Raw genomic sequence first — 11,789 nt, forward strand, 5'->3', positions numbered from 1 at the left:
TAATGGTGTGGTTATTTGTCACTTTTTCATTTTATCATTGCGTTTACTTAACCAATATGTAAAATACAAAACGATGCAGCCGCTAATGCTAGGGGCCGCTATACTGACAATCAAGTCTAGCATATAGAACACCTCCTCTCTACGTCAAATTCAGACTACTGAGGGATAAGTGACGGAAATATTATACCATGTACGGTGAAATATTTTTCTATCATTAATGGTATATGAATACAAATGTGGTAAATATATATGTTTTTGGAATAATATATAAATAGTTATACATCATTAAATAAGGTGTTATTTAAATGCATCATGGATTGCTAGAGTTAAAAATAGAGTGTAAGAGAAGTGGAAAAAATAATTGAAATGTATAAATTCAGTGCGCCAAAACAGTATATTAAATGTACTTAAATCAAAATCACCCCCACATGTGAGTATGTAGGGGTGAACTTTTTTATCATTAAAATGTTGAGTGATTTGCTTATGGTTAAAAAGCGAAATAGAGGTGGCTATTAATGGTCATGTTCAATCTCAAAGAATTCAACCGCATTGCCATATAAAATGCCATCAATTTTCTCTGGATCAATGCCTGAATCTTTAATATAAGTGACAGCACGTGTGTACTTCTCATCTTGGAAATACGGGAAGTCACTGCCCATCATGACGTGGTCAATACCAAATGAATCAATCGTATTTTTAAGTGATGGGCCGTGGAAGTTCGCTGTGTCGTAATAGAATTGACGGTTTAAAATTTCCCAAGGGCTGTCATCAAAAGCATTCCAGTCTTCATAGTTGTCTTCAATACGTTGAATGAAGAATGGTAATGCGCCACCTAAATGCGAGATGTGGAATTTAATGTTTGGATATTTTTGTGGAATTCTATTTTTCAATAAGTGCAATGCAACAAATGTTGACTCTAACGGTGCACCGATAACCCAATGTAATTGATAATCGTTGACCATTGGTGACTGTGCCCCACAACCTGTTGGATGGACGTAAAGTGTTGCATGGAGTTCATTCATTGCTTTGAAAAATTCTTCAAATTGTAAATCGGCAATAGAAACTTTATCTTTTACAAGTGTTGGAATAGCAATGCCGATAAATTCGTCTTTAGCTAAAATTTCACGTGCTTCTTCAATCGCTTGATCGAGGTATGGTAATGATACGGCACCATATGCCAAAAAGCGATCTGGATATTTTTTAACGAGCGATTCGTATAAATCATTAATGATACGTGCGGATTCTTTAGCTTCTTCTTTTGAACCCCATTGTGGAGATTGCGGTGTTGCTGAGATAATTTGTTTGCCGACACCTGCATCGTCCATCATTTTGAAACGTTTTTTTAAATCTTCTTCCGAGTCAGATTGGTTGATACCTTTTGCGACTTCTGTACCTTGGCTGCCTAGTTTACCTAATCTTTCGAGATATGACTCACTCCATAAATGTGCGTGTGTATCAATTGCTTTTGCCATAATCGTTCTCAACTCCATTCAGAATTTGTATTCATGTATCAAAAGGGTGGTATAGCAATCTCGCAGTATCATTACGCTTAAGAAGGTTCAATGACAATGCGACGTTCTCCAAATTATCACTTATCTTAGGGCATGAGATTTAACGGTGAACTTACATAATTGATATACCACCCTATAGATTGTTATTACCCAAAATTGATTTTTGAAACTATTAATGCCTCTTATTATGTTAAAACGCAACTATTTTGAGACAATCAATAAGGAAAATAGCTACTTTAGACCTTGTTAAACGGAGTAGCTATTTTTGTGTCTTTTAAGCTTGTTTTTTAGAAATACGTGTGGCAAAAATAATACCCAAAATAACAATGATAGCCACAATACGGTATGTCCATTGTAAGCCGAAAATGTTGCTCATCACTTGATCGCCACCGTGTGCCATGGCGATTTGAGACATAATTGTGACAAGTAAACCTGTACCGATTGCGGCTGAAATTTGACGTAACGTATTATTCATTGCTGCCCCATGTGGAATGAGCGATTTTGGTAAAGCGTTCATTGCTTCGGTTGTCATAGGCACCATAATGCCAGAGTTACCAAATGTGAGGACAACGAATGCTAAAATCACGTACCATAGCGGAGAACTTTCATTTAAGAACGAAATGAGTACAGCACCAATAAAGATTAATGTCATACCTGTCACCGCTAATATACGGCCGCCAATTTTATCGTAAAGTCTACCGTTAATTGGTGCGAGTAATCCCATCACGAGGCCACCTGGTAATAAAGTAAGGCCTGATTGTAATGGTGTCATACCTCTCATCGATTGCATATAAATCGGTAGCATTGTCATTGTTCCGATAAAGATTAAGAACATGAGTACGACTAAAGCTATCGGTAATGTAAATGAACGATGTTTAAATACACGCATTTCGAGCATCGGTGTTTCGAGTTTTAATTGACGTAACACGAATGCGATTAAAATGATCACAGCGACGATAATAGAAACGTAGCTGAGTGGGTTGCCCCATCCATATTGTCCGGCTGAACTAAAGCCAAAGAGTAAACCACCAAAACCTAATGTCGATAAAATGACAGATAAAATATCGAGTGTTGGCTTGCTTAATTCAGTGGCGTTTGTCATTTTAAATAAACCTAAGATAAATACAACGATTGAAATAATTAAAATGATTAAGAATAGGTAACGCCAATTGAACATATTGACGAACCAACCGGATGCAGTCGGTCCAATCGCTGGCGCAAAGCCGATAACTAAACCATATAATCCCATTGCCATACCACGTTTTTCAATAGGGAAGACAAGGAATAGGAATGTTTGGGTTAATGGCATTAAAATACCTGCACCCATCGCTTGAATTGCGCGCCCAACTAAAATGAAAATATATTGTGGCGCGAGCATCCCTAATAATGAACCGAAAATAAATAATGTTAATGCTGTGAAAAAGAGTCGTCTTAAAGTAAAGCGTTGAGATAAATAAGCTGTAACTGGAATCATAATCCCATTAACGAGCATGAAAATTGTTGTTACCCATTGCGCTACTGAACTTGTTAAATGAAAGTCAGCCATAATTTCGGGTAAAACAGTTGTAAATAAAGTTTGATTAAGAACGGCTATAAAAGCACCAGAAATCATGATGATAATAGCCGGTAAATGTTGTTTTATTGGATGATTATCACTTGTAGTACTAGACATTTCCGTCTTTCTCCTTTCTAAACAGAATTGACTATCACTTATTCTAAACGGAATGCATTCCATTTGTCAAACAGATGAATTCTCGATATGATAGTAACATGATAAGAAATAAGGAGGGACATGATGGATACACAAAAAGTAGATCGAAAATTAGAGGTAGATGAACAAAAACATTTCAATAATCGCATAGATGCACTCGATTATTATACGCGTCAATTTATGCAACATGTTCCATTTGAAAATCTAGATGTCCAAAATGGCGTGACGATTTCTACAGATTTAGATGACTTATATCACAAAATTGTTGAACAAGGCCGTGGTGGATATTGCTATGAAGTGAACACCTTTTTCTCAGCATATTTAGAGTCGAAAGGTTATGAGACACACTTTCTTCCAGCAACGATTCATACACCAGATGGCGGTCGTAGTTTAGAAGACTCACATATGACACTCGCTGTTGTCATTGATGGAGAAACATACATTGCAGATGTTGGTTTTGGTGACTTACCGGTAAAAGCAATTCATGTGACTGATGACGGCCATGATACGGTGCAAGACGTTAACGGGAAGTATCGTGCTATAAGAGAAGAGGGGATGATTCATGTACAAAAATGGGTGGATGATGAATGGCAGACGAAATTTGCAGCTAAGGCACAACCACAAGCATTAAACTATTTTGATGATGTACTAGAGTATAATCAACACGATCCTGAATCGCATTTTGTAAAAAGTGTAATCGTAACAATGCCCACTGAAACAGGCCGTGTGACAATGTCGCAAAATAATTTAACAGTCACTGATGAAGAGGGTAAGCATAAAACACCTGTGACACCAGATAACTATCAACAATTATTGCAAAAGCACTTTGGTATCAATTTGACAGTACCGCGTTTAGAGAAACCAGAAAAAGAATAAAAAGGATGTAATCTATGGCAAATCAAGAAAAGACAAAACGATTAGATGCGCGACGCAATCAAGATAAGATTTTATCAACGGTAGCTCAAATGATTCGTGAAGATGATGACGTAGAAGCCATGAAAATGACCACTATCGCCAAACGTGCAGAAGTCGGTGTCGGCACATTGTATCGCCATTTTGCAAATAAATCGATACTTTGCCAAGCTGTCATTGATAATCAAATTGGTGAGATGTTAAACGACATTGAAACGTATTTGTCAGAACATGCGAAAGATCCATTATATGACAGAATTCATGGCATACTCGAAATATTTCTCACTTTAAAAGAAAACAACTTAAACTTATTGAATTTTATTGAAAAAAATGGATTAAAGACAAATGCCATCAGTGGAGCGCCCTTTTATTATGATTTGTACCAGTATATTCAGCGCGAGATGGAGAAAGAATCAGAGTTGGTAGATATTGAGTTAAAAATTGATATGCTATTAAATGCATTTTCTTCAGATATGTATATGTTTGAACGATTTACAAGAGGTTATTCCAAAGAAGAGTATTTAAAAAAGTTACTCAATATCTACTTAAAATAGCATAAAAGCATATTGTTTTGAGAGGAAAGCATAGGACTGACATACATGAAATGTCTAGGTTCTATGCTTTTTGTTGGGAAGGTGAATTGTTAAAATGTAGGTGCTGTTGTATGAAAAGTGTATGAACAGCATAGAGATGAGCATCATGAACTTACAAAAAATTGAGGAGAAATTAAGGATAGATAGCGGAAGACAATTTGAAAATTATTTGAAAGAACTAAACGATTACGTCTAACAATATTTGATGCATGAAATGGTAACTGCAGAGATGAATTTTGGAAAAGGGACTTTAACAGTTGCACCAGAAAACTATCAAAAATATTGAAAAAACAGTTCGATATTGACTTAATTGTACCGGGGTTAGAATTACTTAAAGAAGAATGGTGGGTTTAATTGAATGGATTTATTAAAGTCATAAAGGAGACTGCAAGCATGAAATAGAACGTGCTTAAAGTCTCCTTTTTATAAATTAATCAGGTAAATAAATCGAATAAAGTTGTCGTGTTTGTTGTATATGAATGATACTGTTCAATCGCATCACGCATTGAGTGTTTTTTATAGAAGTCTCTAATAAACTTTTCTGATTTCACATTTTGTTTGTTGTAAAATTTAATTTTCAAGTACTCACTTGGCTTATATTTAGATTTATACTTTTTTGTATACTCATCATACTTATTTAATGAAATAATCATTAATATCTCGATTTCCGGTGATGTCGTGACCATTAATTTTTTTGTGATTTTACGACTGTAAGGACTAGGGATTTTGTAATCTTTTTTGTCGTCTTTAATTACGATGAGATAAAGGTCTGTATTAGGATAGGATAAAGTCAAATATTTGTCTTTAAAGGCTTTTGGATTCCGGTATTTGATTTCTAGAAATTTTTGATCTAATAAATTTTCTTTGGTAAAAAATAATAAATCATCTTCTAGAAGCATTTCTAGAATGATTTTTTCAGTTTTTCCTTCGACAATGCATGCAACTAAATCATTTTCTTTAATCCTTTTCATGCGCATCACCTTTTTGGAGCAAGGCAGCAATAATATTTTTTGTGCCTCTATAACTTTGGTATGTTGGCATAGTGTCGATGATACCACTTAAAAACAGATCGCTTTTCTTTTTATCGTTCCGGTCTCTATCACCTAGTAAATCAGAGAATCTGTTTATTTGTGATTTAGGCGTTTTTTGAGTTACGTATATAGCGTCACTGCGATCTATCGTGTCCAGTACTTCGACGTAATGTGTACTAAATATCAAAGTTGCGCCTTTCGCGTTTAATTCTCCAGTGAAAAATTCGATAATGAGTTGAATGATTCTTTTGTTTAAATGGTTTTCGATTTCATCAATAATAAGGTAACCACCTGTATGAAGCACTTGAATGATTTTGCTTAATATATTCAGAGTTCTGATTGTTCCTGAAGATAAATAATTTTCTAATTCTATTAAATCGCAATGAATGGCTTCTTGAGTGCCTTTAAATTTAATTCTAAATTTTGGTATTTTGTCATTTTCGTTAGCATCTGGTTGTATTGTAAATTCGTCAATACTTGAATCCAGTAGCTTCACCATATCTTCAGACATACTTTCGGAGTAGTGTGAAAGATAATTGAAGTTGGTATGCATCATCAAGTCATATGTTTTATTTAATGATGCTTTTTGATTTAATATCCCTGAAAAAATGGAATCCTCTTTTTTAAGAAAAGTATTATCAAGTTCTTTTCTAGATAAAAAACTTTCGTAGTTACGCGGATCATCATATATTTTCTTTGAGAATTTACTTGTTACTGTTAATCGGTCGATGGTTTCATTTTCAAAGTACACTTCGTCTTTCGTGTTGATCACATGGGACTTTATTGAATAGATATATCCTGCATCAAAAATTTTGACATGAATGGTTACACTGGCTTTTAAATACCTCACTAAACTATTATCAGTTGTTAAACTTTCATTATTTAAATAAATATCTTGTATTCCTTTGATAATATTTAATGCGGTTGTTTTCCCAGAAGCATTTTTACCAGTTATAGCAATCGCATTTAATTTATACAAAGAATTTTTAATCCTTGTGACATTTTCACCGACTTCTTCAGCACTGACTCTTTTATTGGCTGTATAGTCAATTTCAAATATATCACTTTCAAAGTTTTTGATACCTTCTACTTTGGCGTACAATATATACATCTATACCACCTCACTTTAATTAATAAATGATAATTCTATTTTTCTATAACATTATACAATATCAACCACTCGAAAGGAAGTTAATTACGGAAAAACCGTAGATAATATCAAAGCGTATTAAAAAAGACCCAACCTTCATAGTTGAGTCTCCTTCTAATATCGATTAATCTGTAACTTGTGATTTATCGTTTACAAACTTTTTCAATGTTTTATTTAATGCGTCATCAGCTTCTTGGTCGAATGAATAAGTACCATCTTCATTATAGGAAATGTGTTTGTCCAAGATGAAGCGGCCTTTATGAATGGTATCGGCACCCAGCTCTTTAATGACAGGATCTAAACTGTACTGTAATGCGAGCACGTGCGCGAATGACCCTCCAACTGCTAAAGGCAATACAGTTTTGCCAGCGAAAGCACTACGAGGGAGCAAATCTAAGTATGTTTTTAAAATACCTGAATAGGCAGCTTTAAATACGGGAGAAACGATAATGATACCATCTGATGCTTCAATTGCTTGATGTGTGGCATTGATAGATTCACTCGTAAAGTCAGCAGTAATCAGTGCTTTTGCATCGAGTTGATGAACTTGAATCACTTCAGTATCGATACCTGCTTGATTGAGGTAACGTTCTGCATAATTGATGACACCTGTTAAACGTGATGCCACTTTTTGACCACCTGCAATAATCGTTACTTTTGCCATGAAAAATCCTCCTTTGTCTCAAAAAGATATAGAGATTATTGAACTTACTTCCTATTATAACAAGACCACATAGAAATGCATTTCAGAGGAATTCCCATTCAAAATGAAAAGGATAGCAGTGATGGATTGTTGTAAAGTGAACAAAGCGATTTTAAATTAAAAGGTTTTAAATGAGGTGCAATATACAATGCCATCACTTTTAATGGAAATTAAAAAATAGACATTTAATTATTTTTGAAAAGTAAAAGAGAGGTGTATATTAATAGAATAATTTGTCAAAAATAAAATCAATCAACATTTTTTGCGTTTGAAAAAATTGATTAAAACAAATGACATCATATGTCTACCCTGTTTATTATAATGTGGATAGTCATTGGGAGGAAACTATGAATCAACCTTATCGATTACTTTCTATTTATACCGATTTGATTGCAGGAAAAATAGTAAATAAAACGAAACTTGCGAGCGAGTGGGAAGTAAGTAAAAGAACGATACAGCGAGATATTGCGCATATTCGGAACTTCATGTATGAAAGTTGTGAATGGTTTGTGTTAGATAATCCAATCATTTATGACAGTGACAACGATAGCTACTATTTAAATCAAAATGCCGAACAAACAGTTAATCGTCATTCAGCCTTCTTGCAATTAAATAAGATAGAAAAACAAAAAATTTTTGTCAAATTTGAAGTGAATATTAAAGTTTGGAAATTTTTCAGACAGAAATTCGCTTCTAAAATATGTTCAAGTAATGATGATTTTGTAATTGTATCGGTCTATGTCACAGAAAAGGAAGCTTTAAAAATCAGTTTTGAATATGCTGGCCAAGTCAGATTGTTAGAACCTGAAACTGTTAAAGCAAAGTTAATTTATGAAATCGCGCATCTCCAATCGTTTTATCGAAATGACAAAGACGAAGAGTGAGGGAGGGAAAATGGATTTATCCTGCTAATAAGGGTTCAGTTTATCGTGAATCTTTATATTGCAAGTCTAAGGCAGACAAGGATTGGTCTTAGGCACAATGTTTTAAGGGCTTAAAGAGTTTATACAATTTAATAAGAGGATGATTAATTATAATGAATAAAAAAACTAGTGGATTTTTACCGAACAAGCAAAATAAGTACTCAATTAGAAAACATACAGTGGGTACAGCATCATTATTAATTGGTGCGACATTAATTTTTGGTGTACATGCAGAGGATGCAAAAGCAGCTGAAGAAACAACAGTTGATAGCCGTCAAGTTAATGAAAACGAACAACCTGAAGCACCAGTTGCAGAAGAAACAACATCGACTCCTGAAGCAGAACAAACAGCCCCAGTAGAAAAGAAAGAAGTACTCCCAACTGAAGAAACAGCACCTGAAAGTAAAGTAGATGAATCAGAAGCAGCACCGGTTACAGAAGAAACAGCAGTAGAAGAATCACCTGCTGTTGAAGAAAAAGCTGAAGCAACGCCTGCCAAAGAACAAAAAGAAGCGGACCAAGTACCAACTGCGAAAACTGAAGAAAAAACAGCTGCACCTGTTGCTGAAAAAGTAGAAGCAGAAAAAGAAGTTGCGCCAGAAAAATCAACGACATCATCTCAAGTAGCACCTAAAACAGCACCAGCACCGCAAATGGAAGAAATTGAAGTAGGGACATTAGAAGGTGTGCCAACAACAGTAGATAATTTCGATCAATTAGATACAGATGAAGAAAAATCAGAAGCATTAGCAGATTTTTACGCTGAAGGTACAGGTTTAAGCGTGGAAGAAGCAGCTCAAAAAGTAAAATCAATGAATATCGATTATTCAAAAGTGAATGCTAAAGATTTATTAGCTGAGATGTTGATTGCATATGCGAACGAGCAAGATAAAAACAAAGTTGCAGCGACACCTGTTTCGTTCAGAAGTGCTCGTCCAGTTATGCGTTTGGCAGTAGCGGCAGAACAGCCATCAGGAAAATTAATTACAAAAGATAACGGCATTACTAACATTAATACAACAATGGTGGATGTGGATAAAGAGAATCCAAATCCTGATGGTATTATTTATCCACAAAATTATGGTCATGTTAAAATTCATACGTCATTTGATTTGGATAACTCAGTAAACGCAGGCGATACGTTTCAAATTAAATACAATAATAAGCTTCAAATTAGTGACTATTTTGAAAATCGTGTGAATCCACCTAAAATTTACAATACAGGTGGAGAAGTAATTGCGACAGGAACATACGATGTAGATTCAAGAACGATGACATACAAATTTACTGATTACGTTGATAAACATGAAAATGTTAAAGTAACGTTGAATTTAATCGCATATGTTGAAAGAGACGTTGTGAAAAATGAAGGTAAGAACACTTTTGAAGTTGATGTAGCAGGAGACAAAACAACAAAAGAATTAGATGTTAGATATCAAGGAGTATTTGAACAAAGAGAGCTAAATCTCAATTCGTTTTACAATGAATATGATAATTTTACAGGAAAATACTCACAAATCACATACATTAATCCTAAAGGCAACAAATTAGTTCAACCAGTAATAGAAATAAAAGGATATGGCGGGAAAGAAGGAACTACATCAGAATCAAGTAGTGCTGCTGTTTCTCAAAATGATAAGTTACTAGTTTATGAAGTTCCCCAAAATGTAAATCTAGCAGCAAGTTACAAACCTGATTTTGATCAATTAACTTTATTAAAACAGGGAACTGGATACACTTTAGATTATGGTAATGATATGGTGACTATTAAATTATCAGAACAAAATAGTAATAAACGCTATGTAGTTTACATTGAAGGCCAACAAGATATGCAGTCAAACAAACCTTTAATTCAGAGTGTAAAATTATCTGGGAAAACAACTGATGGAAAAGATACTTATAATTCATATGTTTACTCTGAAAACTATATTGAAACTACGAATTCAAGTGCTGCTGGACAAGGTGAAAAAACATATAAATTGGGTAACCGTGTTTGGGAAGATATGAATAATAACGATATTCAAGATGATGCGGATAAAGGAATTGCGAACGTTACAGTTACATTGAAAGATGCTACAACAAACAAAGTTATTGGGACAGCAACAACTGATAAAGATGGTTATTACTTATTCGAAAAAGTTAAAAACGGTAAATATATTGTTGAGTTTACAGACCCTACAACAAATACTGAAGGTAAAAAATATATCCCAGTTAAGGAAAATGTTGGTACCGATAAAGAAGTCGATTCCGATAAACAAGTAGTCGAAGTCACTATCCAAGATAAAGATGATTTATCAATCGACAGAGGTTTTGAAGTAGCTCCAGAACCGAAGCCAGCAACGTATGAGCTTGGAGATTATGTATGGATTGATTACAACAATGACGGAATGCAAAACCAAGGTGAAGCAGCAGTTGAAGGTGTAACAGTAACATTGACGAAACCAGATGGTTCAACAATGACAACTAAGACTGGTAAAGACGGTAAATATTTATTCACTGGATTAGAAAATGGAGAATACACAGTTAAATTCAGTGAATTACCAGAAGGATATGAGCCGACGAAAACGCAAGCAGGTGGCAATACTGAATTAGATTCAAATGGATTAGAATCAAAAGTCACAATCAACAATGCGAATAACTATTCAGTAGACTTAGGTATCGTGAAACCAGAAGTAAAACCAGAGCCTAAGCCAGCAACATACGAACTTGGGGACTATGTATGGATTGATTACAACAATGACGGAATGCAAAACCAAGGTGAAGCAGCAGTTGAAGGTGTAACAGTAACATTGACGAAACCAGATGGTTCAACAATGACAACTAAGACAGATAAAGACGGTAAATACTTATTTACAGGTTTAGAAAACGGAGAGTATACAGTTAAATTCAGTGAATTACCAGAAGGATATGAGCCGACGAAAACTCAGGCGGGCGACGCTAAATTAGACTCAAACGGCTTAGAATCGAAAGTAACGATTAACAATGCGAATGACTATTCAGTAGACTTAGGTATTGTTAAGCCTGAAGCACAACCAGAGCCTAAGCCAGCAACATATGAGCTTGGAGACTATGTATGGATTGATTACAACAACGATGGTATCCAAAACAAAGATGAAGCAGCAGTTGAGGGTGTAACAGTAACATTGACGAAACCAGATGGTTCAACAATGACAACTAAGACTGGTAAAGACGGTAAATATTTATTCACTGGATTAGAAAATGGAGAATACACAGTTAAATTCAGTGAATTACCAG

General features: G+C 34.7%; 10 protein-coding genes. 4 read left to right on the forward strand and 6 right to left on the reverse strand.

Features of this window, described 5'->3' with window-relative positions; all coding sequences use genetic code 11:
* Positions 1-18: 18 nt before the first annotated feature.
* The 3 genes from CCE82_RS12870 to CCE82_RS07020 form a co-directional block, all read right to left on the reverse strand.
* Positions 19-123: a type I toxin-antitoxin system Fst family toxin gene (locus tag CCE82_RS12870; RefSeq protein ID WP_119184403.1), complete on the reverse strand. Its 105-nt coding sequence runs from the start codon at positions 121-123 to the stop codon at positions 19-21.
* Between the two features lie 389 nt (positions 124-512).
* On the reverse strand, positions 513-1,472 hold the full coding sequence (locus tag CCE82_RS07015; RefSeq protein WP_086428698.1) for an amidohydrolase family protein: 960 nt from the start codon (positions 1,470-1,472) through the stop codon (positions 513-515).
* A 313-nt stretch (positions 1,473-1,785) separates the two neighbouring features.
* A complete protein-coding gene (locus tag CCE82_RS07020; protein ID WP_086428699.1) occupies positions 1,786-3,183 on the reverse strand; it encodes an MDR family MFS transporter in 1,398 nt (465 codons plus the stop codon).
* 123 nt (positions 3,184-3,306) lie between these two features.
* On the opposite strand from CCE82_RS07020, the gene CCE82_RS07025 reads away from it, so the two are divergent.
* The gene (locus CCE82_RS07025) at positions 3,307-4,098 is read left to right on the forward strand and encodes an arylamine N-acetyltransferase family protein (RefSeq protein WP_086428700.1); all 792 of its coding nucleotides are present in this window, start codon (positions 3,307-3,309) and stop codon (positions 4,096-4,098) included.
* Positions 4,099-4,112: 14 nt separating this feature from the next.
* Positions 4,113-4,688 (forward strand): TetR/AcrR family transcriptional regulator, encoded by a 576-nt coding sequence (locus CCE82_RS07030; protein WP_086428701.1) that lies wholly within the window; start codon positions 4,113-4,115, stop codon positions 4,686-4,688.
* Positions 4,689-5,161: 473 nt separating this feature from the next.
* Here the strand turns inward: CCE82_RS07030 and CCE82_RS07035 are convergent, their stop codons facing one another.
* The 3 genes from CCE82_RS07035 to ssuE form a co-directional block, all read right to left on the reverse strand.
* Positions 5,162-5,698 carry a hypothetical protein gene (locus CCE82_RS07035; protein WP_086428702.1) on the reverse strand — a complete coding sequence of 179 codons (537 nt, stop codon included), beginning with the start codon at positions 5,696-5,698 and terminating at the stop codon, positions 5,162-5,164.
* Positions 5,685-6,869 carry an AAA family ATPase gene (locus CCE82_RS07040; protein ID WP_086428703.1) on the reverse strand — a complete coding sequence of 395 codons (1,185 nt, stop codon included), beginning with the start codon at positions 6,867-6,869 and terminating at the stop codon, positions 5,685-5,687. The genes CCE82_RS07035 and CCE82_RS07040 overlap by 14 nt, the downstream gene beginning before the upstream one ends.
* 163 nt (positions 6,870-7,032) lie before the next feature.
* Positions 7,033-7,572 (reverse strand): NADPH-dependent FMN reductase, encoded by a 540-nt coding sequence (gene ssuE / locus CCE82_RS07045; protein WP_086428704.1) that lies wholly within the window; start codon positions 7,570-7,572, stop codon positions 7,033-7,035.
* A gap of 386 nt (positions 7,573-7,958) precedes the next feature.
* On the opposite strand from ssuE, the gene CCE82_RS07050 reads away from it, so the two are divergent.
* Both CCE82_RS07050 and CCE82_RS07055 read left to right on the forward strand, forming a co-directional pair.
* Complete coding sequence (locus CCE82_RS07050; protein ID WP_086428705.1) at positions 7,959-8,495, forward strand: hypothetical protein; 537 nt, start codon at positions 7,959-7,961, stop codon at positions 8,493-8,495.
* Between the two features lie 152 nt (positions 8,496-8,647).
* A partial coding sequence (locus CCE82_RS07055; RefSeq protein WP_086428706.1) for an SdrD B-like domain-containing protein occupies positions 8,648-11,789 on the forward strand: 3,142 nt, incomplete at its 3' end.

It is taken from the genome of Staphylococcus cornubiensis (assembly GCF_900183575.1).
Lineage (GTDB): Bacteria > Bacillota > Bacilli > Staphylococcales > Staphylococcaceae > Staphylococcus > Staphylococcus cornubiensis.